Here is a 24,704-nt window from a genome sequence, read left to right on the forward strand (position 1 = left end):
CGGACGGTACGGACACCGACCTCGCGCCGGGGACGTTCCCGGCCGCCCGGGACGTCCCTGTCGTGTCCAGGACATCTACTTGCGGCTCGGGCGTGTCGCGCGGTCCTACGGTCAGGCCGCGCCGGCCGGCCGGCGCTCGGAGAGCGCGGTGACCCCGGGCGGCGGCAACCCCGCGGTGGAGGCGAGCAGGGCGCACCAGGCCGACAGATGCGCGGCGAGGTCCTCACCCAGCGGCGTCCAGGACGCCCGGATCTCGACGTCCCCGGCGGCGGGCGGGCCGGCCAGCTCGCCGAACCGGGTCGAGACGGTCTGGGTGACCGTGCCGCCGGCCGCCCGGTGCCGCGCCTCGTGCGCCTCCAGGGCGTCGGTGAGCCAGGTCCAGCCCACCCCCGGCAGCAGCGGATCGGCCGCCAGGTCCACCTCCAGCTCGGCGGTCACGTAGGTGACCAGCCGCAGGGTGCCCTGCCAGGCGTCGTGCCCGGCCGGGTCGTGCAGCAGGATCAACCGGCCGTCGGCCACCTCGTCGTCGTCGCGCAGCACGGTGGCGGAGAGGGCGAACGCGTACGGCGCGAGCCGCTGCGGCGCACCGACCTCCTCCAGGACGATCTCCGCCCGGGGCGTGACCGACCGCAGGCCGGCGACCGCGCGGGCGAACGTCTCCGGGAGCGCGATCGGGGGGGCCATGACCGGAGCTTATGCCGACGCGCCGCCGCCCGCTGGGACGGCACGCCGAAGCAGCCACCGACGGCGGTGTCCCGTCGCCGACCGGGGCGTCCGGGGGTCAGCCGGCACCGTCGGCCGGGGGCGGGCCGGGCCCCGGATCACCGCCGCCGGGCCCGACCGGGGGCGCGGGTCACAAAAGGCGGCGCTGCCCGCCGCGTCCCCACGGGTGCGTGGCACGATTGCCCCGATGACCACCGACACCACGGGCACCGCCGCCCGAGACGGAGAATCCCGCCGCAGCGGGCCGGCCGACTCGCCCTTCGTCCGGGCCTGCCGCCGGGAGCCCGTCGGGCACACCCCGGTCTGGTTCATGCGCCAGGCCGGCCGGTCCCTGCCGGAATACCGGAAGATCCGGGCCAACGTGGGGATGCTCGACTCCTGCCGCCGGCCGGACCTGGTCGCCGAGATCACCCTCCAGCCGGTCCGCCGGCACGGCGTCGACGCGGCCATCCTGTTCAGCGACATCGTCGTCCCGGTCGCCGCGGCCGGCGTGGACCTGGACATCGTCGCCGGCACCGGGCCGGTGGTGGCCGAGCCGGTCCGCACCGCCGCCGACGTCGAGCGGGTCCGCCGCATCGACCGGGCCGACGTGTCCTACGTGGACGAAGCCGTCCGGCTGCTCGTCGCCGAGCTGGGCGACACCCCGCTGATCGGCTTCGCGGGCGCCCCGTTCACCCTGGCCAGCTACCTGGTCGAGGGCGGGCCGTCGCGTACCCACGCCAAAACCAAGGCGATGATGTACGGCCAGCCCGAGCTGTGGCACGCGCTCTGCGCCCGGCTCGCCGAGGTCACCCTGGCGTTCCTGCGGGTGCAGGTCGACGCCGGGGTCTCCGCCGTGCAGCTCTTCGACTCCTGGGCCGGCGCGCTGTCGGAGGTCGACTACCGCCGCTTCGTCCTGCCGCACTCCACCACCGTGCTGTCCGGCCTGGCCGACGCGGGGGTCCCCCGGATCCACTTCGGGGTGGGCACCGCCGAACTGCTCGGCGCGATGGGGGAGGCCGGGGCCGACGTGGTCGGCGTCGACTGGCGTACCCCGCTGGACGTGGCGACCCACCGGATCGGTCCGGAGCGCGCCGTGCAGGGCAACCTCGACCCGACCGTGCTGTTCGCCCCCTGGCCGGTGATCGAGGCCGAGGTGCGGCGGATCGTCGAGCAGGGCCGGGCCGCCCCCGGCCACGTGTTCAACCTCGGTCACGGCGTGTTGCCGGAGACCGACCCCGAGGTGCTGACCCGGGTGGTCGCGCTGGTGCACGAGGTGTCCGCGCGCCGGGCCGAGCAGGGCTGACCCGTGGGCGCGCGACCGTGGCGGGTGGCGGTGGTCGGTGGCGGCATCACCGGCCTGGCCGCCGCGCTGCGGCTGCGCGACCGCGCCCCCGCCGACACCGAGATCACCGTGTACGAGCAGTCCGGCGCGCTCGGTGGCAAGCTGCGCACCGGTGAGCTGGCCGGCCGCCCGGTGGAGTTCGGCGCGGAGTCGTTCCTGATGCGGGACCCGGCCGGGGGCGAGTCCGCAGCGGTGGCCCTGGCCCGCCGGCTCGGCCTGGCCGGGCGGATCGTGCACCCCACCGTCGGGCAGGCGGCGCTCGTCGTCGACGGCGGGCTGCGCCCGATCCCGGGCGGCACGCTGGTCGGCGTACCCGGGGATCTGGCGGCGGTGGTGGCGGTCGCCGAGCCCACGGCGGACGCCGACCGCGACGGCGGCCGGCCGCTGCTCGACGCGGACCAGGACGTCTCGGTCGGCGCGCTGGTCCGGGCCCGGTTCGGTGCGCAGGTGGTGCAGCGGCTGGTCGACCCGATGCTCGGCGGCGTCTACGCCGGCCGGGCCGACGACCTGTCCCTGGTCACCACCATGCCGGCGCTGGCCCGCGCGGCGCGGGTGGAACACACCCTGGTCGGGGCGGTCCGGGCCGCGCAGGCCGCCGCGCCCCGCGCGCCCGGTGCGCCGGTCTTCGGCACCCTGCACGGCGGGCTGAGCACCCTGGTCGAGGCGGCGGCCACGGCCAGCGGGGCGACGATCCGCCGGCACGCTGCGGTCCGTGAGCTGACCCCGGTCGGCGACGGCTGGCGGCTCACCGTCGGCCCGACCCGCGACCCGGAACTGGTCGAGGCGGACGCGGTGCTGCTCACCGTCCCGGCCCGGCCGGCCGCCCGGCTGCTCGCCGGGTTCGCCGAGGCGCAGGCGGCGACCGTCGGCGGGCTGAACTACGCCAGCGTCGCGCTGGTCACCCTGGCCCTGCCCCGGCCGGCGCTGCCCCCGCTCTCCGGCTTCCTGGTGCCGGCCACCGAAGGGCTGTTGATCAAGGCGTCGACGTTCTTCACCACCAAGTGGGGGCACCTGGCCGCGCCGGACGGGTTGGCCCTGGTCCGCGCCTCCGTCGGCCGGTACGGCGAGGAGACCTCCCTCCAGCTCACCGACGACGACCTGCTCGCCACCGTGCACCGGGAGCTGACCCGGGTGCTCGGGGTGGCGTTGCCCGCGCCGGTCGCCGGTCACGTGCAGCGCTGGGGTGGCGCGCTGCCCCAGTACCCGCCCGGCCACACCGGGCGGGTGGCCGCCGTCCGGGCGGCGCTGCGCGCGACGCACCCCACCCTGGCGGTGGCCGGGGCGGGTTTCGACGGGGTCGGCATCCCGGTCTGCGTGCGCTCCGGCGAGGACGCGGCCGGGGAGATCATCGAAGCACTGGAAGGATCGGGGCCATGACCGAGCAGACGACCGAGCAGACCAACGCGGCCCGACTCAAGGAACTCAACGCCACCGTCCGTTACACCATGTGGTCGGTCTACCGGGCCACCGGCACGCTGCCGGCGCTGCGGGAGAACGTCACCGGTGAGGTGGAGTCCCTCTTCGAGGAGCTGGCCGGCAAGGACGTGGTGGTCCGGGGCATGTACGACGTGGCCGGGCTGCGCGCCGACGCGGACGTGATGATCTGGTGGCACTCGTCGTCCAGCGACGCCCTCCAGGACGCCTACCTGCGGCTGCGTCGGACCACCCTGGGGCGGGCGTTGACCCCGGTGTGGTCGCAGTTGGCGCTGCACCGGCCGGCGGAGTTCAACAAGAGCCACATCCCGGCGTTCCTCGCCGACGAGGCGCCCCGCCCCTACCTGTGCGTCTACCCGTTCGTCCGGTCCTACGAGTGGTACCTGCTGCCGGACGCCGAGCGGCGGGAGTTGCTGGCCGAGCACGGCAAGATGGCGCGCGGCTACCCGGACGTACGGGCCAACACGGTGGCGTCGTTCGCCCTCGGTGACTACGAGTGGATGCTCGCCTTCGAGGCCGACGAGCTGCACCGGATCGTCGACCTGATGCGCGACCTGCGGGCCTCCGGGGCCCGTCGGCACGTCCGCGAGGAGGTCCCGTTCTACACCGGCCGCCGTCGCTCCGTCGCCGACATCGTCAACTGCCTGGTCTGACACCCGCCCCGCCCCGCCTTGCCCTGCCCGGGGGTCGGGCCGCGGTGCCCCGGCGGTCATGATCGTGCCCGATCATGGAAATAGTGGCCTCCCGCCCGCGCGGGAGGCCACTATTTCCTTGTTGTTGCGTGTGCTGTGCTGTGCCGACCGGTCAGACGGTCGCGGTGCAGACCGGGGTGGGGCTGGCGCCGCTGCCGGAGGCGAGGAAGCCGAAGGTGGTCTTCCCCCCGGCGGCCAACGCGCCGTTGTAGTTGACGTTGCGGGCCGTCACCGTCGAACCGCTGCTGGCCAACGTGGCGTTCCACGCCTGGCTGACCTGCTGGCCCCCGGAGTACGTCCAGTTCACCGTCCAACCCTTGATCGCCGAGGACCCGGCGGTCACGTCCACCTCACCCTGGAACCCGCCGTTCCAGGTGGAGGTCACCCGGTAGGTGGCGGTGCAGCCACCGGTCGCCGGCGGCGGGGTGGTCGGCGGGGCCGTGGTGGGCGGCGGCGTGGTCGGCGGGGCCGTGGTGGGCGGCGGGGTGGTCGGCGGCGCGGTGGTGGGCGGCGGGGTGGTCGGGTTGTTGCCGCCACCGAAGTCGACGTCACTGCACAGGTAGTACGACTGGTCCAGGTGGCTGGCCTGCCACACGGTGTAGACGATGTGCCGGCCGGTACGGCCGGCCGCGTTCACCGGGATCTGGATCGACACGCCACCGGTGTCCTTGTCCCACTGGGAGGCCGGCGTGTTGCCGATCTGCCCGGCCAGCTCCAGGTTGCTCCAGCCCAGTGGCGTGGTCAACGCGTTGAAGCCCTGCTTGGTCACGTAGACCCGGATGTAGTCGGCCCCGTGGCTGGCCTGGTCGAAGAACTTCAGCCGGAAGCTGTTCGCGACCGACGTGGTCTTCCAGGCGCCGACGGTGTCCAGGGCGTTGTAGCGGCCGTTCTGGGTGCGTCCGCCGCTGCACAGCTGGCCGTTCGGGATGGCACCCTGGTGGTTGCCGGCGACACCCTCCCGGAACAGGCCGTTCCAGTTCCACATGGCCTGCGGGTCGGCCTGCCAGGCCTGCCAGCACATCGGGTCCTCGGTGGCCATTCTCGGGTTCTGGAACTCGGCGCCCCAGCGCTCCCAGCAGCTGTAGGAGCGGAACCCGGGGTTCACCACCGCGCCGTGCGCGGAAGCCGAGTTGGCCAGGGCGGTGGTGAGCAGCAGCGCGATGATCGCGCCGATGGTGAGCAGCGACCCCGCGAGCGCGGTGGGTCGTCTGCGTAGGACGGTGGACATGGAGCCTCCGAGGTGAAGGGGTCGGTCGAACGACGCCCGGACGGCCGGGAGTTGCCCCTCCCATGCCTGCTGTGCGGCTCCCACGACGGCTCTATCCCGCAGGCTTGCACAGGAAAGCGGAATCCGTCAATGTTTCGGACGGCTCGACCAGGCGGCACCCCGGGTGGGCCGGTCAGCTCTCCCGGCGCATCGGCAGGTGCGGGATGCCGTCCTCGACATACTGCGGTCCGGTCACCGTGAAGCCGTGCCCGGCGTAGAACCCCGCCAGGTGGGCCTGCGCCTCCAGCACGCACGGCCGGTCACCGACCAGCCGCAGGGCCTCGGTCATCAGCCGGCCGGCGAGCCCGCCGCCCCGGGCCGCCGGGTCCACCACCACCCGACCGATCCGCGTCACGTCACCCGGGTCGACCAGCATCCGCAGATACGCCAGGGCGACGCCGTCGTGGGCCAGCCAGAGGTGCCGGGTGCCGGGTTCGACGTCGCGACCGTCCAGCTCCGGGTACGGGCAGCGCTGCTCCACCACGAACACGTCGATGCGCAGCCGCAGCAGGTCGTGGAAGGTGCGCGCGTCCAACTCGGCGAACGTGGCGACGTGGACGTCGACGGTCTGAGGGGCCATTCCGCGATGCTAGGCGACCCCGCCCGCCGGCCCGGCACGCCCCGTGACGTCGGGGCCGGGTCAGGCCGGGCGGGCACCGACCGCGTCGCGGATCTCGGCGCCCAGGGCCTCCACCGCGCGGGCGCAGTGCGCGCAGCAGAAGAACCGGCCGCCGACCTCCACGCCGTGCCCGATGATCTTCACCTGGCAGTGCTCGCAGATCGGCGCGAGCTTGTGTGCCGCGCACTCGAAGCTGTCGAAGGTGTGCACGTCACCGCTGACCGTACGCACCTCGAACGCCATCCAGTAGTCGTTGCCGCAGACCTCGCAGGTAGCCATCTGTCGTACCCCCCGAATCGGACATCTGCCCCAAGCGTGCCTCGCGGAAACGCCTAAAGGAGGCAAATGCCCTGAATTCGGTCGGGTTGGACGGCGTGTCGGGGTCAGCTCTGCGTCGGCTCCAGCCGGATCGAGACCGAGTTCACGCAGTGCCGGGTGTCCTTCGGGGTGAAACCCTCGCCGTGGAAGACGTGCCCCAGGTGGCTGTCGCAGCGGGCACAGCGGATCTCGGTGCGGACCATGCCGAGGCTGCGGTCCTGGATCTCCTTGACCCGGCCCGGGATGGCGTCGTCGAAGCTCGGCCAGCCGCAGTGCGAATCGAACTTGGTGTCACTGGAGAACAACTCCAGCCCGCAGGCCCGGCAGTGGTAGACGCCTGCGGTCTTGGTGTCGACGTACTCGCCCGTGAAGGGGCGCTCGGTGCCGGCCTCGCGCAACACCCGGAACTCCTCCGGGGTCAACCGGACCCGCCACTCGTCCTCGGTGCGGGGCAGCTCTTTCTCGTCAGGACTCACCGGTCAACCGTACGTCGGATGTCGGGGGCATCGCATATGGTCGCGCCATGGCGGGCAGCGCGAAGGCGACCGAGGTCGAGGTGGCCGGGCACACCGTCCGGCTGAGCAGTCCGGATCGGGTGATCTTCCCGGGGCGTGGGTTCACCAAGGCCGACGTCTTCCACTACTACGTCGCGGTGGGCGACGGCATCATGCGCGCCCTGCGGGACCGGCCGACCACCCTGCAACGCTTCCCCGACGGGGTCGAGGGGGAGGCGTTCTACTCCAAGCGGGTGCCCACCCGGGGGGTGCCGCCGTGGGTGCAGACCGTCGGGATCACCTTTCCCAGCGGGCGCGGGGCCGACGAGTTGCGCCCCACCGACCTCGCCCACGTCGCCTGGGCCGCGCAGATGGGCACCGTGGTGTTCCACCCCTGGCCGGTCCGGGCCGCCGCCGTCGACCACCCCGACGAGCTGCGGGTGGATCTCGACCCGCAGCCCGGCACCGACTTCGCCGACGCGGCCACTGCCGCCGCCGAGCTGCGCGGCATTCTCGGCGAGTTGGGCATCACCGGCTGGCCGAAGACCTCCGGCGGTCGAGGGCTGCACGTCTACCTGCGCATCGCCCCGCGTTGGACGTTCACCGAGGTCCGCCGGGCCACCATCGCGCTGGCCCGGGAGCTGGAACGGCGTCGTCCCGACCTCGTCACCACCGCCTGGTGGAAGGAGGAGCGCGGGCAGCGGGTCTTCGTCGACTACAACCAGATGGCCCGGGACCGCACCATCGCCTGCGCGTACTCGCTGCGGGCCAACGCGCGGGCCACCGTCTCGACCCCGGTCACCTGGGACGAGTTGCCCGACGTCGACCCGGACGACTTCGACCTGAAAACGGTGCCGGTCCGGTTGGCCGAGCGGGGCGACCCGCACGCGGGCATCGACGACGACCCGGTCGACATCACGCCCCTGCTCGACTGGGCCGAGCGGGACGCCGGGCACGGACTGGGCGACCTGCCCTACCCGCCCGACCATCCGAAGATGCCGGGCGAACCGAAACGGGTGCAGCCGAGCCGGGCGAAGCGCCCGGCCGACGACACCGCCGAGTGAAAGCCGCCGACCCCCGCCGACGGAAATCGGAATGCCGGCGGCGACGGTGGGTACGGGCTGTCCGCCGGTAATCCGAAATCAGTTGCGCGGCATGCCACTCCCACGCGTGAAAATGGCATTCCTCCGCACTCTTTCCGGTACTGATGATTGCGCTCGGCTGGTCGTCGCGCCTACGGTCGAATATGAAAGGTAGGATGCGCGGAAGTCGGCTGCACTCGTGTGAACAGGGATTATGCCCTCGCTGTGGAGTGTCCGGTCGGCTGCTGCCCGGCGGCGACAGTCGATTCGCCGGTCAGCGGCTCCGATTCATCCGACCGGACGCGGGCACCGGACAGGGGAATCACCATGGCGGCCACGACGAGAAGAACGCAGCGGATCGGTGGGACGCCGCACCGGCATTCCGTGATCCTGGAATACCTCAAGATCTTGCCGGCCGTGCTCACCGGGGTGGCGGCGGTCCTCGTCGCCCTCACCGGACTACTGACCCTGCTCGTCAGATAGTTTCCGGCAGGCGGTCGGCCGGGCGGTCCGTAGCCGGTTCCGGGGTCGCGGCCCCGGGTCGACGCCCGTCGCCCGGCCGGGACGTGTTCGCGGCCCGGGTGGACGGTCGGGCCGTCCAGGCGAGGAAACGGTCGAACAGTTCCGCCGGGGACGGGGCCGGGTGCGGATTGAGTCGCACCAGATCGGCGGTGGCCTCGAACAACTGGCTGGCCATGTAGATCGACAGTGCCACCCGGTCCCGCCGGTACTCCCTGGTCAGGAGCAGGCGGGCGGGTTGGCACGGCCAGGGTGCGGCGCACGTGCGGCACCGCCACAGCGGGCGCATCGGCGGATGCCCGCCCACGGGCCGCCGCTGCCGATCATGAACAGGCGAAACGTTCGACTCGGTCACGCCACTATCGTGGCCCTGTCCGTTGTCTCCGTCAATAGCCTCCGTAGTTGTCGGCGTCGAGATCGGTGGGTGCTGTCATTGTCAACCCGTGGACCTCGTCGGCGTGTCGGAGATCAGGACGATGCTCGGGAACGTCTCCCGGCAGCGCGCGTCCGTGATCGCCAACCAGAGGAACTTCCCGGAACCCGTGGCGGTGCTGGCGATGGGCAAGGTGTGGCGGAAGGTCGACGTCGAGGCGTGGATCCGCGAGCACCGGCCGGAGCTGACCAAGGACTGACTAGGCTCGGGCCGATGACCAGCCACATCCGCCGGGCCACCGCCCTCGACCTGCCCCGCGCCGCACGTACGCTCGCCGCCGCCTTCCACGACTACCCGTGGACGCGATGGTCGATCCCGGCCGACGACCACCCGCGTCGACTCGAAGAGCTACAGGCCCTCTACCTGGGGCACGCCCTCGCGCACGGCCTGGTCCTCGTCACTGACGACGCTCAGGCGGTCGCCGCGTTCCTGCCGGGCGACGCGCCCGCGCCGGGGGAGGGCCTCCAGGCGCGGATCGCGGAGCTGCACGGTGACCGGCTGGCGGCGCTCATGGCCGTCGAGCTGCCGGCGCGGCCACCCGGCGCGTGGGAATTCGCGACGTTGGGCGTCCACCCGGAGCGGCGCGGCATCGGTCTCGGCTCCGCCGTCGCCGCCGCGGGGGTGACCCTCATCGACGAGTCCGGCGACCCGAACGGCATCGCGCTGGAAACCTCCGACGAGCGCAACGTCCGCCGCTACGAACGTCTCGGCTTCACGGTCACGGCGCGCACCACGATCGAGGGCGGCCCCCTGGTCTGCTCCATGTACCGACCGGCCCGGCGGACGCCGGTCCAGGGCTGACCCTGGCCGGGTCGGGAGGCGTCCCGGCCGGGCCCAGTCGGTTCAGCGTCCGGCGGCGATCGCCTCGACCGCCTCCTTGGCGGTGCGCAGGTCCGTCCCGGTCGCCTCCCGGTAAGCCTTGATCGCCTTGATCTTCTCGCCCCGGGCCAGGTGCTCCCGCACCCCGGGCAGAGCCGGGCCCCGGTCCACGATGCCCAGATGCTCCATGATCAGCCGCTGGCGACGCTCGATCTCCACCAGTCGAAACGAGCCGTCGCCCCGGGCGTCCCGGCGGGGGAGCTGCAACAGCAGCGCCAGCACGAGGGCGGTGCTCGACAGGATGAGGGCGATTTCCATGCCGCCGATCCCACCAGATCGACGCCGAACGGCCAACCCCGGCCCGGCCGCACGGTGACCGGAGTAACGATCAAGTAACGGGTGCGAACCTTTACCGCCGGGTCGCCACTCTTGCTCTCCGTCGGCCCGACCCCGGGCCCCCGGGGAGGCAACGGATGAAGCTGGTGTGGAGGCGGGCCCGCGAGGCGCGGGGGCTGCTGCTCGCGGCGGTGGCCGCCGCACTGGTCGCGATCGCACTGGTCACCGGGCTGGCCGACTACAACCGGCGGGCCGTCGACGCCGGTCAACGCGCGCTGATCGCCGCCGCCCCCGTCGAGGAACGCAGCCTGCTGGTCAGCGGCTCCGGCGGGCGCGACCACACCGAGTTCACCAGCCGGGACCGGGCCGTGCGGGACGGCTTCCGGACCGCCCTCGGGGACGTCCCGGTGCGGGTCGCCGCCGCCCGCTACGGCACGGGGCGGGAACTCACCGGCGACCTCGGGCCGGGCACCCGTACCGGCAAGGAACCGGTCTTCGCCAGCCTGGCCACCCTGGACGACCTGGTCGACCACGCCGACCTCGTCGACGGCGGCTGGCCCACCCCCGGGGCCGGCCCGCTCCAGGCCACCCTGCCGGAGAAGGTCGCCGGTGCGCTGGGACTGCGGACCGGCGACCGGGTGCCGATGCGCGACCGCAGCGCCGACCGGCGTACCGAGGTGGTGCTCTCCGGGACCTGGCGACCGCGCGACCCGGCCGACCCGTACTGGCGGCTCGCCCCCGGGCTCGGCGTCGACCCGGACGCCGACGCCACGCACGGGCCGTTCGTGCTCGACCCGGCCGACTTCGCCGCCACCTTCCCGGGCTCGGTCTCCGCATCCTGGGTGGTCGCGCCCGACCTGGCCGCCGTCGGGGCGGACCGGTTGCCGGCGCTGCGTCGGGCCGTCGCCACCGCCGCGACGGAGGTGCCCGAGGCGGCCGGGCTCGGCTCGTCGGCACAGGCGGTCACCACCCTCGACCGGCTGATCGACCGGATCAGCCGGGCCGACCTGGCCGGTCGCTCCGCGCTGGCCACCCCCCTGCTGCTGATCGTGGTCCTCGGCGGGTACGCGCTGGTGCTGATCGCCGCCCTGCTGAACGAGGACCGCCGGGCGCAGACCGCCCTGCTACGGGCCCGGGGCGCGGCCCGCCGGCAGCTCGCCGGCCTGGCCGCCCGGGAGGCGACCCTGGTGGTCGTCCCGGCGGCCCTGCTCGGGCCGCTGCTCGCCGGTGGGGTGCTGCGCCGGGTCGCCGCCGACGGCCCGGTCGACCTGGGCGGCGCCGTCGGCGGCGGCCGGTGGGTGTGGGTGGCGGCCGTCGCCACCGCCGTCGGTTGTCTCGTCGCCATGGTCGCCCCCACCCTGCGGGGCGCGGGCACCTACGTGGCCGACCTGGCCGCCCGGTCCCGCCCCGACCGGGTCGCCACGGTCAGCCGGGCCGGGCTCGACCTGGCCCTGGTGGCCTTCGCCGTGCTGGCCTGGGTGCAGCTGCGCCGCTACTCCTCACCCCTGGCCGGCGCGGGCAACGACCTCGGGGTCGACCCGCTGCTGGTGGCCGCGCCGACCCTGGGGGTGCTGGCCGGTGCGGTGGTGGCGTTGCGGCTGCTCCCCCCGGCCACCCGGTTCGCCGAACGGTTCGTCGACCGGCGGCTGTGGACCGCGACCATCTTCGGCATGTGGCAGGCCGGCCGGCGTCCGCACGCCGGACCGGTGCTGCTGCTCGCCCTCGCCGTCGGCGGCAGCACCCTGGCCTGGTCGCTGGTCGCCACCGGGGAACGGTCCCAGGTCGACCAGGCCGACCACACCGTCGGCGCGGACCTGCGGCTGGTCGAGCGGAGCGGGGTCGCGCCCGTCGACCGGGTCGCGACGCTCGCCGCCCTGCCCGGGGTCGACCGGGCGTTGCCGGTCTGGCGGGACGACATCCGGGTCGGCCGCGACGACCGGCAGGCCACCGTGCTGGGCCTGGACACCACACACGCCGCCGAGGTGGGCAAGTTCAGCGACCGACTCGCCGACCGGCCCGCGCGGGAGCTGTTCGCACCGCTGACCGCCGCCCGGGGACCGGCCCTCGGGGTGCCGCTGCCGGCCGACGCCCGCAGCCTCACCGGCACCGTCCAGACCCCCGTCGACCAAGCCGTCGTTCCGCACCGGATCGCCGTGTCGGTGCTGCTCACCCGGGCCGACGGGGTGGCGTACCGGCTGCCCGTGGCGCGCACCGGCAGCGACGGGCAGGCCGTCGGGTTCCGCGTCACCCTGCCGGCCGTGGACGGGCTACGACTGGCCGGATTCGAGGCCGACGGCGGGGACGTGGCCGGCACCGAATACGCGCTCCAGGTGCGTGACCTGCGTACCGTCGGCCCGGACGCCCGGTCGACCGCCGTCGCCCTCACCGGCCGGTGGCGGGTGGCCGCCGCAGAGCCCACCGGGCAGAGCAGCGCCAGGGTCGTCGACGCCGGGCTGACCGCCACCCACCCCGTCGGGTTCCTCGACGGCGGCCGGTACGCCTACCAGCCGTCGTCCCGCTTCACGGTGGTGCCGGACGGCCCGGACACCCCCGCACCGGCGCTGATGACCCCCGCCGTGCGGGCCGCGCTCAACGTCCGGCCCGGGGAGACGGTCGTGCTGACACTGTCCGGGGTCTCCCTGCCGGTGCGCCTGGTCGGGGAGGTGACCGCGCTGCCCGCCACCGCCGGTGACGGGGTGCTGCTCGACCTGCCGGCGGCCACCGACTGGCTGATCCGCAACTCCGGGACCGTCCGGACGGTGCCCGAGTGGTGGTTACGGGTCGACCCCGCCGCGCACGCCGAGGCGACCCGGGCCGCCGCCGCCCTGCCCGGGACGACGCTGCTGGACCGCCGGCAGGCCGCCGCCGTGGCCGCCGACGACCCGTACTGGCAGGGTGCCCGGACGGGGTTGCTGGCCGCCGCCCTCGGTTCGGTGCTGCTCGCCCTCGTCGGTCTGGTGGTGGACGTCTGGGCCACCGCCCGACACCGGACCGGTGAGTTCGCGGTGCTGCACACCCTCGGCGCGTCGCCCCGGCTGCTGGCCCAGGCGCTGCTCGCCGAGCAGACCTTCCTGGCCGGGATCGGCGTCGGTGTCGGGCTGCTGCTCGGCGCGGTGGTCGGGGCCACCATGGCGCCGCTGGTGGTGCTCACCCCGGCCGCCGGGCGTCCGGTGCCCGCACCGGTGTTCGCCCTGGCCTGGACCCCGATCGGGTGGACCGTGGCGGGGTTGCTGCTGGCCGCGCTGGCCGGCAGCGCGGCGATGGCCGCCGGGCTGCGGCGGCGGGTCGCCATCGCCCGGCTGCACACCGGGGGAGACCGGTGAGGGCGTCGACGACCGGACCGTCGCACCAGGGGGAGGACCAGCGATGAACATCGGTGCCGTGATCCGTCGGGTGCGCGCCCACAGCGGGCAGTTCCTGCTGCTGGCCGCGCTGACCCTGGTGATCGCCCTGCTCGTCGGCGGGGTGCCCCGGGTGGTCAACCGGCTGGCCGACCAGGGCCTGCGGGAACACCTCGCCGCTGAGCCCGCCGCCCGCCGCGACCTGACGTACGCCACCCGCCCCGGCGTCGACGCCCCGTCGGTGAGCAGCCAGGCGGTCGAGCTGGACACGCTCCAGCAGCGGATGCCCGCCGACGTACGGGCCGCCGTGGCGCAGCGGTGGTATGCCGCGCAGACCCCCGAGGACCGGGTCACCGGCCCCGACCTGGCCCGGGGCAACTACCTGGTGCACCTCGGCCTGCGGGCCATGCCCGGGGTCGAGACGGCGGGCACCCTGGTCGAGGGACGCTGGCCGGACGGGACGGCCGCCGCCGACGCCCCGGTGCAGGTGGCCCTGGCCGCCGACATCGCCGGCCGGTTCGGGCTACGGGTCGGCAGCCGGCTCACCCTCGCCCCGCCCGACGAGGAACACCCGCCGACCCCGCTGACCGTGGTCGGGTTGTTCCGGCCCGTCGACCCCGCCGACGGCAACTGGGACACCCTGCCCTCGGTGCTGGAGGTGGCCGAGCCGGAGGGGGACGGCCAACCGTTCATCCTGGTCGGGCTGGTCTCCGTCGCCGCGCTGGACCGGCTGGCCGTCGAGGACCATCCGGTGTCGTTCACCTGGCGGTACCGGCTCGGCGCCGACGGCATGGACGTCCGGCGCATCGACCACCTCGTCGACGGGGTGCAGCGGCTGGTGCGGGCCAGCACCGGCACCGGCAAGGAGCTGACCCAGGGGGTCGACGTCCCGCTGCGCGAGTTCGGGCGGGCGGTCACCTCGGCCCGTACCCTGCTCGCCGTCATCGCCGCCGGGGTGTTGGCGACACTCGCCGGGCTGGTGGTGCTGGCCGCCGCGTCGACCGTGCGCCGACGCCGCACCGAGTTCGCGCTGATCCGGGCCCGGGGTGGCGGGGTCACCACCGGCGTGCGGCGCAGCCTCGCCGAGTCGCTGCTGGTCGTACCGCCGGCCGCCGGATTGGGCTGGCTGCTCGGCGGCCTGCTGCCCGGTGCGCCCGGCGACACCGGCCCGCTCGCCGTCGGCGCGACCGCCCTGGTCACCCTGGCCCTGCCGGTGGCGACGCTGGCCGTACCGTCCGGGGTGGTCGGGCGGCGGGACCTGGGCCGGCTACGGCCGTCCGCGCGGCGGGCCACCACCGAGGCCGCCCTGGTGCTGCTGGCCGGGGTGGCGGTGGTGCTGCTGCGGCGGCGCGGGCTCACCCCCGGCACGGTGGACCCGCTGCTGGTGTCGGTGCCGGCGCTGGTCGCGGTCGCCGCGTCGGTGCTGGCGCTGCGGCTCTACCCGTGGCCGGTGCGGCTGGCCGGGCGGCTCGCCGCGCGTACCCGGGGAAGTGTCGCCTTCCTGGGCACGGCCCGCGCCGGCCGGGCGGCGGCGGCCACCCCGCTGGTCGTGGTGGTGCTCGCGGTCGCCACCGCCGCCTTCTGCGCGGTGATCGCCACCGGCATCGAGGACACCCGCGACGACGTCGCCACCCGGGCGGTGCCGGCGGACGCGCTGATCCGAGGCGACCGGCTCGCCCCGGACACCGGCCCGGCACTGGAACGCCTGGCCGGGGTGCGGGCCGCCACCGCGCTGGCCGACGAGTCGGCGCAACGCCTGGCGACCGACGCCGACGGCACCGACGCCCGGCTGCGCGACACCAGCGTGCTGCTGGTCGACGGCCCCGGGCTGGCTCGCACGGCACGGGCCGCCGGCCGGGACGTCCGGGTGCCCGGCCCGCTGCGCGACGCCCGGCCGGGCGGCGGACCGCTGCCGGCGGTGGTCTCCCCGGCGGTCGCCGCCGACCTGGCCGACGCCGGGCTGCGGTCCGCCTTCATCACCGTGCAGGGCCAGCGGTACGAGTTCACGCCCGTCGACACCGTCGTCGACTTCCCGCTGGCCCGACCCAACACCAGCCGGTACGTGGTGCTGCCCTGGCAGGCGCTGCCCCCGCGGGACAGCCCGCCCGTTCCCACCGCGTTCCTGGTCGCCGGTGACCGGCTCGACGCCGGGGTGCTGCGGCAGGTCGGGGACGAGGGACAGCAGCGCTACCAGACCGGCGGCGCGGTGACCGGCCGGGAACGACCCCGGGGCGTGGTGGTGCAGACCTGGTCGCAGACCCGGCTGCGGCTGGGCGGCGGTGGCGCGAACGGGCTGCTGGCGTTCGGGTTCGTCGCCGGGGCGGTGGCCGGTGGGGTGCTGGCCCTGCTCGCCGTCGCCTTCACCGTCCTCGCCGGGGCCCGCGCCCGGGGTGAGGTGCTGTCCCGGCTGCGCACCCTGGGGCTGTCCCGCCGGCAGTGGCGGGGGCTGCTGCTGGTGGAGCTGGCCCCGCTGGTGGGGGTGGCGGTGCTGACCGGAGCGCTGGTCGGGGTGCTGCTGCCGGTGCTGCTCACCCCGCTGCTCGGGCTCGCCGCGTTCACCAACGGCACACCGGTACGGGTGGGTTTCGCGCCCGGTCTGGTCGCCGCCACGGTCGGGCTCGGCGCGGTCGCGCTGGGCTTCGCCATGGCGGTGGAGGCTTTGAACAACCGTCGGATGCGCCTCGGCGAGGTGCTCCGGCTCGGAGAGGAGAGCTGAGATGACCACGACCGCCCAGAACCCCGTCGTACCCGACCTGGCGGACCTGCAACGCCGGGCGGCGCAGCGGGCGGCCGAACGGGCCGGCGGGCAGGACCGGCTGCGCGGGCACATCGTCTGCGACGGCCTGGTCCGGATCTTCAAGACCGAAGGGGTCGAGGTGGTCGCCCTCCAGGGGCTCGACCTGGTGATCGACCGGGGTGAGCTGGTGGCGATCGTCGGGGCCTCCGGCTCGGGCAAGTCGACCCTGCTCAACATCCTCTCCGGGCTGGACACGCCGACGGCGGGGATCGCCCGGGTGGCCGACTACGACCTGCTGGCGCTGTCGGCCCGCCGCCGGTTGCGCTACCGGCGGCACACCGTCGGGTTCGTCTGGCAGCAGACCGGCCGCAACCTGCTGCCGTACCTGACCGCCCGGGAGAACGTGGAGCTGCCGATGCGGCTGGCCCGGCGCGGTGGTGGCGGCCGGGCCCGCCGACGACGGGCCGACGAGCTGCTGGACCTGGTCGGGGTGGGCTACTGCGCGGACCGGCGTCCCGGGCAGCTCAGCGGCGGCGAGCAGCAGCGCTGCGCGGTCGCGGTGGCGGTCGCCAACGACCCGGAGGTGCTCTTCGCCGACGAACCGACCGGCGAGCTGGACGAGGCGACCGGCGCGGAGGTCTTCGCGGCGCTGCGCACCATCAACGCCGAACTGGGGGTGACCGTGGTGGTGGTCACCCACGACCACGCCGTCGCCGACCAGGTCCGCCGCACCGTCGCGATCCGCGACGGCCGGACCGCCTCCGAGGTACGCCGGACCGCGCGGATCGGCGCCGACGGCAGCACCGAACTGGTCAGCGAGGAGTACGCGGTGCTGGACCGGACCGGCCGGATGCAGCTCCCGGCGCCCTTCGTGGCGGCCCTGGCGTTGCGGGACCGGGTCCGCCTCGATCTCGCCCCCGACCACGTGCAGGTCCGCCCCGGCGACCAGACGCCGGACCAGAACGGGAGTGACGCATGAGCGAGCAGGTTCCCGCCGTCCGGGCCGACACGACGGTCGTCCGGGCCGCCGACGCGGTCACCGACGAGGTGGTCCGGGTCGAGGGGGTGAGCCGGACGTTCGGCCGGGGACGGCACGCCGTGCACGCCGTCCGTGAGGTCTCCTTCACCGCCGCCCGGGGTGAGCTGGTGGCGGTGCGGGGCCGCTCCGGCGCCGGCAAGACCACCCTGCTGAACCTGGTCGGCGGGCTGGACCGACCGGACACCGGCCGGGTCCGGGTGGCCGGGCACGACGTCACCGGTGCCGGCGAGGCCGAGCTGCTGCGGCTGCGCCGGGGCACGGTCGGGTTCGTGTTCCAGACCTTCGGGCTGGTGCCGATCCTGTCGGCGGCGGAGAACGTCGGGGTGCCGCTGCGGCTGGCCCGGGTCCCGGCGGCGGAGCGTGAGCAGCGGGTGGCGGTGCTGCTGGAACTGGTCGGCCTGGGTGGCCACGCCGGTCAGCGCCCGTACGAGCTGTCCGGTGGGCAGCAGCAGCGGGTCGCCGTGGCCCGCGCCCTGGCCAACGAACCCGACCTGCTGATCGCCGACGAGCCGACCGGTCAGCTCGACTCCGAGACCGGCCGGGCGATCATGGACCTGCTCCGCGCGGTGGTGCACGCGCGGGGGATGACCGCCCTGGTCGCCACCCACGACCCGGCTCTGATCGAGGTGGCCGACCGGGCGCTGACCCTGCGCGACGGCCGCCTGGTCGACGACTGACCGGCAGAGGGTGGGTCAGGCCGCCGGGTGACCCGCTCCCACATCCTCACGGTCAGAGGGGGAGTTTCATGCCCTCGTGGCTGGCGACGAAGCCGAGGCGCTGATAGAAGCGGTGCGCGTCGGTGCGGGACTTGTCGGTGGTGAGCTGCACCAACCCGCAGCCCCGCCGTCGAGCCTCGTCGATCGCCCAGGTCATCATCGCCTGGCCCACCCCGTGCCCGCGCAGGTCGGAGCGGACCCGGACCGCCTCCACGAGCGCCCGTTCCGCGCCGTGCCGGCCCAGCCCCGGAATGTAGGTGAGCTGGAAGCAGCCGACGACCTCCCCGGCGCGTTCGGCCACCAGCTGCTGGTTGCGTGGGTCGGCGGTGATGGCGGCGAACGCCCGCTCGTACGCCTCGTCCACCCCGGTGTGCTCGCGTGTCCGGCCGAGCACGTCGTCGGCGAGCAGGGCCAGGATGGCGGGCAGGTCGTCCCGGACCGCCTCGCGGAGGATCACGTCGGTCATGACCGGCAGCCTGTCACAGCACCCCGCCCGGTCGCCGGGCACAGGTGGGTGTCCCGGCCTGCGGTCGGTCGTCGGACGCCCGGCGGGCGGCGGTGGCGTCCGGGAGGCAGCATGGTGCGGCATGAAGCTGTTGTTGCCGTTCCGGTGGGTCTACCGAGGCCTGGTGTACTTCGCCAACTCGCCCCGGACGCTGATCACGTCGTACCTGCTGATGATCGTGGTGGCCGGGGTGATCTACGGCCAGGTGGAGCACCGCAGCGCCGCCGACGCCGTGTGGTGGGCGGTGGTCACCGCCTCCACCGTCGGCTACGGCGACATCTCCCCGACCAGCTGGCAGGGACGCGTCCTGGCCGCGCTGCTGATCTCCACCATGGTGCTGCTGGTCATTCCCCTGATCACCGCGCACTTCGCCAGCCGGCTCATCGTCGACGACGACGCCTTCGAGCACGTCGAGCAGGAGGAGCTGAAGAACGACGTGCGCCGGATGCGGGCGCTGCTGGAGGAGTTGGCCGCCCGGCAGGGCATCGAGCTGCCGGAGCTGCCACCGCCGCCGGCCCCACCGGACCACGCGACCCTGGTCAGGCAGCGGCTGCGCGGACGCCGCAACCGCCGCTGACCACCGGCAGCGACCCCGAAACCCGGTCGGAGCAGCGACCGTGACGTGGTGGGTCGGTGACCGTCTCGCCCGGCGGGAGCGTCGATCGCCCGGCGGGAGTGTCCGTCGCCCGGTGGCGGCGTCGCCGGGTCAGCGGGCGGGGCAGCGCAACCCCTCCCGGGGGACGGTGAGCGAGATCAGGTAGGCGTCCACCGCCTCGGTGATGCAGGCGGTCTGCGGGTAGGCGGTGTGCCCCTCGCCCTCCCAGGTGAGCACCCGGCCGACCCCCAGCATCGCGGCCAGCCGGGCCGTCTGCTCGTACGGCGTGGCCGGGTCACCGGTGGTGCCCACCACCACGATCGGTGGCGCCCCGTCGGCCGGGCCGGTCGGGTACGGGTCCCGCCCGCCCGGCCACTCGACGCAACCGAACATCCCCACCGCCAGGGCCGGCCCGAACAGCGGGTACTGCTGCCGCCACTGCGACTGCAACTGGCGGATCTGCGCCACGCTGGGCTTCTCGGTCTCGTCGGCGCAGTTGACCGCGAGGTTGGCGTCGAAGAGGTTGGAGTAGTGCCCGTCCTCGCCCCGCCCGGCGTACGCGTCGGCGAGCTTGAACACGTCGGTCGGGTCGCCCTCGTCGAGCCGGTCGATCGCGCGGGCCAACTCCTCCCAACCCGACTCGGTGTAGAGCGAGGAGATCACCGCGTAGAAGACCCACCCGGAGGTGGCCTCCCGCCCGTCGGCACCGCGTACCGGGGAGACCTTCGCCTTGTCGATCGCCGAGGTCACCGCAGCCCGGGCGTCCGGGGCGATCGGGCAGCGGCCGGCATTCGCCGCGCACCACCGGTCGAAGTTGTCGAATGCCCGCTCGAAGCCCCGGGCCTGGCTCTCCGACCCGGCCACCAACTGCTGTCGGGGGTCGACCGCACCGTCGAGCACCAGCGCCCGGACCCGCTGCGGGTAGAGCTGGGCGTAGGTCGCGCCGAGCAGGGTGCCGTAGGAGTAGCCGAGGTAGGTGAGCTTGTCGTCGCCGACGGCGGCCCGCACCGCGTCCATGTCCCGGGCGGCCTGCTCGGTGCCGTAGAGGGGGAGCTGGTCGCCGTACCGGTTGCCGCAGCCCTGGCCGATCCGCCGGTTGAGCGCCTGGTAGGCGTCGAACGACTGTTGGCTGCGTGGGTCGGGGTCGTAGCCGAAGCTGGCGTCCAGGTCGGCGTCGGAGATGCACTTGACCGGGCTGGACCGGGACACCCCGCGCGGGTCGAAGCCGACGATGTCGAACCGGTCGGTGACCGCGGCGGGCAGCCCCCCGAAGGACGGCCCGAAGGACAGGTAGACGGCGGTGTCCACGCCGGAACCGCCCGGCCCACCCGGGTTGATCACCAGGGAACCGATCCGGTCCCGTTGTTTCGAGGACCGGGCCCGCAGCAGCGCGATCTCGAAGGTCTCGCCGCTGCCCGGTCCGGTGGTCGCTCCCGTCCCGGCACCCCAGTTGCGGGGCACCGCGATCCGGGCGCACTCGTAGCGCATGCCCGGGGCACCCCGGCCCACCAGCTCGTCGGCCACCTCCGGGCAGGCCCGCCAGGCGGGCGTGTCGCCCGGTGCCGCCGCCGACGAGTCCTCCGTCCGCGGGGCGAACGCCGGCAGGGTGCACCCGGTGACGAGCAACGCGCCCGCGACGAACCCGGCCAGGGCGAGCCGGAACCGGCGGTTGCGGCGGGCGGTGCTGGTCACCGGCGAACCTCCATGATCGGGTAGCAGTCAGGCTACGCCCGGGTGCCGGCGTCCGGCGGCACGGTCGCCGCCGGATCGCCCCGGAGCACCTGGTCGACGTCGAAGCGCACCGGGCGGTCGAGCTGGTCGTAGCGGCAGGACCGGGGATCGCGGTCGGGCCGCCAGCGGACGAACCGGGCGGTGTGCCGGAACCGGTCGCCCTCCATCGCGTCGTAGCCGACCTCCATCACCAGCGCGGGGCGCAGCGGCACCCAGTCGAGGTTCTTGCCGCCCGTCCAGCGGCTGACCCCGCCGGGGATCCGCTGGCCGCGCTCGTGGTCGCCGTGCACCCACGGGTGCTCCGCGTCGCCCTCCCGGTAGGGGGCCAGCTCGTCGAGCAGCTCCTGCCGGCGGGCCATGGTGAACGAGGCGCTCACCCCGACGTGGTGCAGCACCCCGGCGTCGTCGTAGAGGCCCAGCAGCAACGAGCCGACCACCGGCCCGGACTTGTGCCAGCGGAACCCGGCGACCACCACGTCGGCCGTCCGGGCATGTTTGACCTTGGCCATCAGCCGCTTGCCCGGCTGGTAGGTCAGGTCGGCCGGCTTGACGATCAACCCGTCCAGCCCGGCACCCTCGAACACCTCGAACCAGCGCCGGGCGGTCTCCGGATCGGTGGTGACCTGGGTGACGTGCACCGGCGGCCGGACCCCGGCCAGCGCCCGCACCAGACGCTCCCGCCGGGTCGGGTAGGGCTGGTCGACCAGCAGCTCGTCGTCGAGGGCGAGCAGGTCGAAGGCGACGAAGTCGGCCGGGGTCGTCTCGGCGAGCAGGGCGACCCGGGAGGCGGCCGGGTGGATCCGCTGGGCGAGCTGCTCGAAGTCGAGCCGGGGCTGGCCGCCCGGACCGTCGCGCCGGATCACGATCAGCTCGCCGTCGACCGCGCACCGCTCGGGCAGCTGCGCCAGCACCTGCGCGACCACCTCGGGGAAGTAGCGGGTCATCGACTTGCCGCCCCGGCTGGCCAGCTCGACCTCGTCGCCGTCGCGGAACACGATGCAGCGGAAGCCGTCCCACTTGGGCTCGTAGGTCAGGCCGGGATCGGTGGGCAGGCGGGCCACGCTCTTGGCCAGCATCGGCTCGACCGGCGGGTTGATCGGCAGGTCCACGGCGACAGTCAACCAGACGCCACCGACAGTGGTGAGGCAGATCACCGTCGGTCCCGGTCCGGCGTGTCCCCGTGGGTACCGGCCGTCCCTCGGGGGCGGATTCGTCTGCGCAGCTCGGAGCTACCGTCGCGGGGTGGAGTGGCGGTGTGGTTGCTGTGGGCGCTGGCAGGTCAGCGTCGAGCTGGTGCGGGGCCGGCACCGCTACCGCCTGGTGCACCGCTATCCGGCCCGCTTCGGCGGCGGCAGGAACGTGCTCGGCGAGGCGGGCACCGTCGCCGAACTGACCGAGCTGCTCCACCGGCACACCCCGCTGGACCTGGCCGACCTGCGCGAGGCCGGCTGACCCGCGCACCGGTCGAGGCCCGACCCGGCCGAGGCCCCGTCCGGTCGAGGCTACGTCCGATCCCCGCGTCCGGCCGGGCCGCGTCCCGGCGGGCGCACGGTCGGGAGGTCGCACGGTCGGGAGGGCGACCGGAGGGTGGCCCGGTCACGATCGCTGCGGCAGGCTCGTCGGGGAACCGGGCGGCACGCGGGTGCCGCCGGTGGAGCCACGGAGGCGGCATGCGGTTCGAGACGGCGACCGAGATCGACGCGGACATCGACACGGTCTGGGCGGTGCAGAGCGACATCGACCGCTGGCCCGAGTGGACCGAATCGGTGCGGACCGCCCGCCGGGGTGAGGCCGGACCGTTGGTCCTCGGGGCCACCGCCCGGCTGGAGCAGCCCTGGCTCCGTCCGACGTCCTGGCGGGTCACCGAGATCGACCCGCCCCGCTGCTTCGTCTGGGAGTCCAGCACCCCGGGGGTGCACAGCCGGGGCGAGCACCGGATCGTGCCGCTGCCCGACGGTCGGGTCCGGGTGGAGCTGGCCCTGGTGCTCACCGGACCCCTCGCCGGACCCACCGGCCGGCTCGGCGGCCGGCTGGTGCGCCGTTACCTGCGGTTGGAGGCCGACGGGCTCCGGCGACGCTGCGAGGCCGGCTGAGCCGGGTGGGCGGCACCGCCGGTCGGGTCGCCGGTCGACGACATCGGCCATAGGCTGGGGATGACCCTGGGGAGGCACGGTGTCCGAGTTGACGTACCCCGAGGTGGGTGCGACCCGACGGGGGCCGCTACCGGCGGGCTACCACCACCTGCGGCACACCGCCCCGATGCCGCCCGGCAGTTTCCTGGTCGCCGCCGAGGCGGTGCTGAGCTGGCGGCTGCACCGGGCGGCCGGGGTGCGGATGCGCACCGACGCGCCCCGGGCCGCGCCCGGGGCGCGGGTCACCCCGGGGCTCGGGCTGGGACCACTGCGGGTGTGGGGGCCGTGCGAGGTGGTCTGGGTGGCCGAGGGCGACCGGGAGGCCGGCTTCGGCTACGGCACCCTGCCCGGCCATCCGGAACGCGGGGAGGAAGCGTTCCTGGTCCGCTGCGACGCTGAAGGCAGGGTCAGCTTCGAGGTCACCGCGTTCAGCCGGCCGGACCGCTGGTTCATGACCGCCGCCGGGCCCGCCGGTCGCGCCGTCCAGCACGGGTACGCCCGTTGGCTGGCCCACACCCTGCGCCGGCTCTCCCACCAGCCGACGTCATGAGCGACCCGGGGTCGCCTCGGTAACGGCAGCCACCCGCCCCGGTAGCCCCCTGCATCGGCGACACGGCGCACCGGGTCCCCGCCCGGCGGGGCGACGGTGGCTGGTGGGGAGGGGTCAGAAGCGGGCGAAGGAGCGGATCGGCATCCGGGGACCGAACCGGGGCGCCTGGATGCCGGCGACGGCCAGCAGCAGGCAGACCCGACCCCGGTGACCCCGGAACGGGGCGAGCAGGTCGAGCATCCGGGCGTCGTCACCGCGCGCCTCACCGGCGAGCGCCCAGGCCACCGTGTTCGGCACGTGGTAGTCGCCGACGCTTACCGCGTCCGGGTCGCCGTACCCGATCCGGACCACCTCGGCGGCGGTCCACGGGCCGATGCCGGGGATCGCGGTGAGCCGTCGGGTCGCCTCGGCGCTGTCGACGCAGCGTTCCAGCCGGTCGGCCAGGGCGGCGGCCCGCCGTAGCGTGTCGGCCCGGCGCTGCTCCACGCCGAATGGGTGGAACACCCAGTACGGCGTCGCCGCCACGGTGGCCGCGTCGGGTGGCAGCAGCAGCGGCTGGAACGGGCCGGGCGCGGGCTCGGCGAAGTGCCGTACGGTCGCCGCGTACGCCCGGTACGCCTCCGTGCCGGTGACCTTCTGTTCGAAGACGGCGCGCAGCACCCGGGGGAAGAGTTGGCCGGTGGCGGGCATCCGCAGCCCCCGGTGCCGGGCGGCCAGTTCGGCCACCACCGGATGGGCGGCGGCCAGCTCGGCGAAGCCGGTCAGGTCGTCGCGCAGGCCGGCGACCGCGTCGGCCCGCTCGACCACCCAGTCGGCACCCGGCCCGTGGCCCTCGGCGACCAGTTCCCCCTGCCCGGGGCGCAGGGCGAGGGTGGCCGGACCGGCCGGGGTGCGGGTGGCCCACCAGAAGGTGCCGGCGGCGATCCGCGCACACGGGTCGTACGGGCTGAAGGTGAGGGGCCGGACGGAGGCGGTGAACCGGTAGTCGGCCGGCGGTCGCAGCACCCGGCGTGCTGCCGGCTCGTCCCAGGTCACCCCGTCACTGTGCCATGCCCGGGCGGCCGGGTCACCCGGCCCCGCCCCGGCGTCCGGCCCCGCCCCGGCGAGGGGCCGGGGCCGGAAATGGACGACACCGCCGACGCCCTGCGCGTCGGCGGTGTCTCCATCCCGGAGTGGACCGGCCGCCCGAGCGGCCGTGGGTGCGGGGTTGGGGGGACCTTCGATGGCGCGCGCCCGCTGGCGTGTGGCGCGTCCACCGCCCTCGTCCGCTCCGGGGGTTCGTGGGGGGGGAGGGTCCG

Annotated in this window: 26 protein-coding genes; 15 read left to right on the plus strand and 11 right to left on the minus strand. The window is 74.7% G+C overall.

Annotated elements, in window-relative coordinates; genetic code table 11:
- Positions 1 to 111: 111 nt before the first annotated feature.
- A complete protein-coding gene (locus ACQP2H_RS08230; RefSeq protein WP_208569517.1) occupies positions 112 to 684 on the minus strand; it encodes a DUF3000 domain-containing protein in 573 nt (190 codons plus the stop codon).
- Positions 685 to 910: 226 nt separating this feature from the next.
- On the opposite strand from ACQP2H_RS08230, the gene hemE reads away from it, so the two are divergent.
- The 3 genes from hemE to hemQ are packed head-to-tail and all read left to right on the plus strand — an operon-like array spanning position 911 to position 4,134.
- On the plus strand, positions 911 to 2,008 hold the full coding sequence (hemE, locus tag ACQP2H_RS08235) for a uroporphyrinogen decarboxylase (RefSeq protein WP_433231911.1): 1,098 nt from the start codon (positions 911 to 913) through the stop codon (positions 2,006 to 2,008).
- A 3-nt stretch (positions 2,009 to 2,011) separates the two neighbouring features.
- Positions 2,012 to 3,424 carry a protoporphyrinogen oxidase gene (gene hemG / locus ACQP2H_RS08240; RefSeq protein WP_433231914.1) on the plus strand — a complete coding sequence of 471 codons (1,413 nt, stop codon included), beginning with the start codon at positions 2,012 to 2,014 and terminating at the stop codon, positions 3,422 to 3,424.
- Entirely contained in the window at positions 3,421 to 4,134 is a 714-nt protein-coding gene (hemQ, locus tag ACQP2H_RS08245; RefSeq protein ID WP_208569514.1) for a hydrogen peroxide-dependent heme synthase, read from the plus strand. The genes hemG and hemQ overlap by 4 nt, the downstream gene beginning before the upstream one ends.
- Positions 4,135 to 4,285: 151 nt before the next feature.
- Here the strand turns inward: hemQ and ACQP2H_RS08250 are convergent, their stop codons facing one another.
- The 4 genes from ACQP2H_RS08250 to msrB form a co-directional block, all read right to left on the minus strand.
- A complete protein-coding gene (locus ACQP2H_RS08250) occupies positions 4,286 to 5,401 on the minus strand; it encodes a lytic polysaccharide monooxygenase auxiliary activity family 9 protein (RefSeq protein WP_357537732.1) in 1,116 nt (371 codons plus the stop codon).
- 172 nt (positions 5,402 to 5,573) lie between these two features.
- Positions 5,574 to 6,020: a GNAT family N-acetyltransferase gene (locus ACQP2H_RS08255; RefSeq protein ID WP_357537730.1), complete on the minus strand. Its 447-nt coding sequence runs from the start codon at positions 6,018 to 6,020 to the stop codon at positions 5,574 to 5,576.
- Positions 6,021 to 6,080: 60 nt separating this feature from the next.
- The gene (locus tag ACQP2H_RS08260) at positions 6,081 to 6,338 is read right to left on the minus strand and encodes a Prokaryotic metallothionein (protein ID WP_088645482.1); all 258 of its coding nucleotides are present in this window, start codon (positions 6,336 to 6,338) and stop codon (positions 6,081 to 6,083) included.
- Positions 6,339 to 6,442: 104 nt separating this feature from the next.
- On the minus strand, positions 6,443 to 6,853 hold the full coding sequence (gene msrB / locus ACQP2H_RS08265) for a peptide-methionine (R)-S-oxide reductase MsrB (RefSeq protein ID WP_219468733.1): 411 nt from the start codon (positions 6,851 to 6,853) through the stop codon (positions 6,443 to 6,445).
- Between the two features lie 47 nt (positions 6,854 to 6,900).
- Between msrB and ligD the strand changes: the two genes are divergently transcribed.
- Positions 6,901 to 7,935 (plus strand): non-homologous end-joining DNA ligase, encoded by a 1,035-nt coding sequence (ligD, locus tag ACQP2H_RS08270; protein ID WP_433231920.1) that lies wholly within the window; start codon positions 6,901 to 6,903, stop codon positions 7,933 to 7,935.
- Between the two features lie 345 nt (positions 7,936 to 8,280).
- The gene (locus ACQP2H_RS08275) at positions 8,281 to 8,436 is read left to right on the plus strand and encodes a hypothetical protein (RefSeq protein WP_219468737.1); all 156 of its coding nucleotides are present in this window, start codon (positions 8,281 to 8,283) and stop codon (positions 8,434 to 8,436) included.
- On the opposite strand, the gene ACQP2H_RS08280 is transcribed toward ACQP2H_RS08275, so the two are convergent.
- Positions 8,429 to 8,668, minus strand: coding sequence for a hypothetical protein (locus ACQP2H_RS08280; RefSeq protein ID WP_433231923.1), 240 nt, complete (start codon positions 8,666 to 8,668; stop codon positions 8,429 to 8,431). The two genes, ACQP2H_RS08275 and ACQP2H_RS08280, sit on opposite strands and share 8 nt — an antisense overlap.
- A 247-nt stretch (positions 8,669 to 8,915) precedes the next feature.
- Here ACQP2H_RS08280 and ACQP2H_RS08285 point away from each other — a divergent pair, with 247 nt between their 5' ends.
- Entirely contained in the window at positions 8,916 to 9,104 is a 189-nt protein-coding gene (locus ACQP2H_RS08285; RefSeq protein ID WP_208569508.1) for a hypothetical protein, read from the plus strand.
- A gap of 14 nt (positions 9,105 to 9,118) precedes the next feature.
- Positions 9,119 to 9,706 carry a GNAT family N-acetyltransferase gene (locus tag ACQP2H_RS08290; protein WP_219468741.1) on the plus strand — a complete coding sequence of 196 codons (588 nt, stop codon included), beginning with the start codon at positions 9,119 to 9,121 and terminating at the stop codon, positions 9,704 to 9,706.
- 42 nt (positions 9,707 to 9,748) lie between these two features.
- Here ACQP2H_RS08290 and ACQP2H_RS08295 read toward each other — a convergent pair whose 3' ends face one another.
- Entirely contained in the window at positions 9,749 to 10,042 is a 294-nt protein-coding gene (locus ACQP2H_RS08295; protein ID WP_433231926.1) for a hypothetical protein, read from the minus strand.
- Positions 10,043 to 10,197: 155 nt separating this feature from the next.
- Between ACQP2H_RS08295 and ACQP2H_RS08300 the strand changes: the two genes are divergently transcribed.
- Genes ACQP2H_RS08300 through ACQP2H_RS08315 form a run of 4 tightly spaced genes read left to right on the plus strand, consistent with a single transcriptional unit; the run spans position 10,198 to position 17,854 of the window.
- Positions 10,198 to 13,383: an FtsX-like permease family protein gene (locus tag ACQP2H_RS08300; RefSeq protein WP_433231929.1), complete on the plus strand. Its 3,186-nt coding sequence runs from the start codon at positions 10,198 to 10,200 to the stop codon at positions 13,381 to 13,383.
- 43 nt (positions 13,384 to 13,426) lie between these two features.
- The gene (locus ACQP2H_RS08305) at positions 13,427 to 16,117 is read left to right on the plus strand and encodes an FtsX-like permease family protein (RefSeq protein ID WP_219468747.1); all 2,691 of its coding nucleotides are present in this window, start codon (positions 13,427 to 13,429) and stop codon (positions 16,115 to 16,117) included.
- A 1-nt stretch (position 16,118) separates the two neighbouring features.
- Positions 16,119 to 17,117, plus strand: coding sequence for an ABC transporter ATP-binding protein (locus ACQP2H_RS08310; RefSeq protein ID WP_208569503.1), 999 nt, complete (start codon positions 16,119 to 16,121; stop codon positions 17,115 to 17,117).
- Positions 17,114 to 17,854 carry an ABC transporter ATP-binding protein gene (locus tag ACQP2H_RS08315; RefSeq protein WP_357537723.1) on the plus strand — a complete coding sequence of 247 codons (741 nt, stop codon included), beginning with the start codon at positions 17,114 to 17,116 and terminating at the stop codon, positions 17,852 to 17,854. The genes ACQP2H_RS08310 and ACQP2H_RS08315 overlap by 4 nt, the downstream gene beginning before the upstream one ends.
- A gap of 52 nt (positions 17,855 to 17,906) precedes the next feature.
- Here the strand turns inward: ACQP2H_RS08315 and ACQP2H_RS08320 are convergent, their stop codons facing one another.
- Positions 17,907 to 18,359: a GNAT family N-acetyltransferase gene (locus ACQP2H_RS08320; protein ID WP_219468750.1), complete on the minus strand. Its 453-nt coding sequence runs from the start codon at positions 18,357 to 18,359 to the stop codon at positions 17,907 to 17,909.
- A gap of 121 nt (positions 18,360 to 18,480) precedes the next feature.
- On the opposite strand from ACQP2H_RS08320, the gene ACQP2H_RS08325 reads away from it, so the two are divergent.
- Positions 18,481 to 18,975, plus strand: coding sequence for a potassium channel family protein (locus ACQP2H_RS08325; RefSeq protein ID WP_219468753.1), 495 nt, complete (start codon positions 18,481 to 18,483; stop codon positions 18,973 to 18,975).
- A 129-nt stretch (positions 18,976 to 19,104) separates the two neighbouring features.
- Here the strand turns inward: ACQP2H_RS08325 and ACQP2H_RS08330 are convergent, their stop codons facing one another.
- A complete protein-coding gene (locus ACQP2H_RS08330; protein ID WP_433231934.1) occupies positions 19,105 to 20,685 on the minus strand; it encodes an alpha/beta hydrolase in 1,581 nt (526 codons plus the stop codon).
- Between the two features lie 32 nt (positions 20,686 to 20,717).
- Complete coding sequence (locus ACQP2H_RS08335; RefSeq protein ID WP_433233488.1) at positions 20,718 to 21,800, minus strand: ATP-dependent DNA ligase; 1,083 nt, start codon at positions 21,798 to 21,800, stop codon at positions 20,718 to 20,720.
- 166 nt (positions 21,801 to 21,966) lie between these two features.
- Here ACQP2H_RS08335 and ACQP2H_RS08340 point away from each other — a divergent pair, with 166 nt between their 5' ends.
- The 3 genes from ACQP2H_RS08340 to ACQP2H_RS08350 all read left to right on the plus strand — a co-directional run bounded on the left by ACQP2H_RS08340 (position 21,967) and on the right by ACQP2H_RS08350 (position 23,406).
- Positions 21,967 to 22,176 (plus strand): hypothetical protein, encoded by a 210-nt coding sequence (locus ACQP2H_RS08340; RefSeq protein WP_208569499.1) that lies wholly within the window; start codon positions 21,967 to 21,969, stop codon positions 22,174 to 22,176.
- 218 nt (positions 22,177 to 22,394) lie between these two features.
- Entirely contained in the window at positions 22,395 to 22,817 is a 423-nt protein-coding gene (locus tag ACQP2H_RS08345) for an SRPBCC family protein (RefSeq protein ID WP_219468759.1), read from the plus strand.
- A 79-nt stretch (positions 22,818 to 22,896) separates the two neighbouring features.
- Positions 22,897 to 23,406 carry a DUF1990 family protein gene (locus ACQP2H_RS08350; protein ID WP_219468761.1) on the plus strand — a complete coding sequence of 170 codons (510 nt, stop codon included), beginning with the start codon at positions 22,897 to 22,899 and terminating at the stop codon, positions 23,404 to 23,406.
- 114 nt (positions 23,407 to 23,520) lie between these two features.
- Here ACQP2H_RS08350 and ACQP2H_RS08355 read toward each other — a convergent pair whose 3' ends face one another.
- Complete coding sequence (locus ACQP2H_RS08355; protein WP_219468764.1) at positions 23,521 to 24,441, minus strand: DNA-3-methyladenine glycosylase family protein; 921 nt, start codon at positions 24,439 to 24,441, stop codon at positions 23,521 to 23,523.
- Between the last annotated feature and the right edge of the window lie 263 nt (positions 24,442 to 24,704).

Source organism: Micromonospora sp. CA-248260 (genome assembly GCF_050942205.1).
In the GTDB taxonomy this organism is placed as follows: Bacteria; Actinomycetota; Actinomycetes; order Mycobacteriales; family Micromonosporaceae; genus Micromonospora; species Micromonospora antibiotica.

Bases quoted from the DNA above. Each gene is read 5' to 3' on its own strand.
- ACQP2H_RS08230 (WP_208569517.1), bottom strand. From the start codon at position 684: ATGGCCCCCCCGATCGCGCTCCCGGAGACGTTCGCCCGCGCGGTCGCC.
- hemE (WP_433231911.1), top strand. From the start codon at position 911: ATGACCACCGACACCACGGGCACCGCCGCCCGAGACGGAGAATCCCGC.
- hemQ (WP_208569514.1), top strand. From the start codon at position 3,421: ATGACCGAGCAGACGACCGAGCAGACCAACGCGGCCCGACTCAAGGAA.
- ACQP2H_RS08250 (WP_357537732.1), bottom strand. From the start codon at position 5,401: ATGTCCACCGTCCTACGCAGACGACCCACCGCGCTCGCGGGGTCGCTG.
- ACQP2H_RS08255 (WP_357537730.1), bottom strand. From the start codon at position 6,020: ATGGCCCCTCAGACCGTCGACGTCCACGTCGCCACGTTCGCCGAGTTG.
- ACQP2H_RS08260 (WP_088645482.1), bottom strand. From the start codon at position 6,338: ATGGCTACCTGCGAGGTCTGCGGCAACGACTACTGGATGGCGTTCGAG.
- ligD (WP_433231920.1), top strand. From the start codon at position 6,901: ATGGCGGGCAGCGCGAAGGCGACCGAGGTCGAGGTGGCCGGGCACACC.
- ACQP2H_RS08275 (WP_219468737.1), top strand. From the start codon at position 8,281: ATGGCGGCCACGACGAGAAGAACGCAGCGGATCGGTGGGACGCCGCAC.
- ACQP2H_RS08290 (WP_219468741.1), top strand. From the start codon at position 9,119: ATGACCAGCCACATCCGCCGGGCCACCGCCCTCGACCTGCCCCGCGCC.
- ACQP2H_RS08295 (WP_433231926.1), bottom strand. From the start codon at position 10,042: ATGGAAATCGCCCTCATCCTGTCGAGCACCGCCCTCGTGCTGGCGCTG.
- ACQP2H_RS08300 (WP_433231929.1), top strand. From the start codon at position 10,198: ATGAAGCTGGTGTGGAGGCGGGCCCGCGAGGCGCGGGGGCTGCTGCTC.
- ACQP2H_RS08305 (WP_219468747.1), top strand. From the start codon at position 13,427: ATGAACATCGGTGCCGTGATCCGTCGGGTGCGCGCCCACAGCGGGCAG.
- ACQP2H_RS08310 (WP_208569503.1), top strand. From the start codon at position 16,119: ATGACCACGACCGCCCAGAACCCCGTCGTACCCGACCTGGCGGACCTG.
- ACQP2H_RS08315 (WP_357537723.1), top strand. From the start codon at position 17,114: ATGAGCGAGCAGGTTCCCGCCGTCCGGGCCGACACGACGGTCGTCCGG.
- ACQP2H_RS08320 (WP_219468750.1), bottom strand. From the start codon at position 18,359: ATGACCGACGTGATCCTCCGCGAGGCGGTCCGGGACGACCTGCCCGCC.
- ACQP2H_RS08325 (WP_219468753.1), top strand. From the start codon at position 18,481: ATGAAGCTGTTGTTGCCGTTCCGGTGGGTCTACCGAGGCCTGGTGTAC.
- ACQP2H_RS08335 (WP_433233488.1), bottom strand. From the start codon at position 21,800: ATGCTGGCCAAGAGCGTGGCCCGCCTGCCCACCGATCCCGGCCTGACC.
- ACQP2H_RS08345 (WP_219468759.1), top strand. From the start codon at position 22,395: ATGCGGTTCGAGACGGCGACCGAGATCGACGCGGACATCGACACGGTC.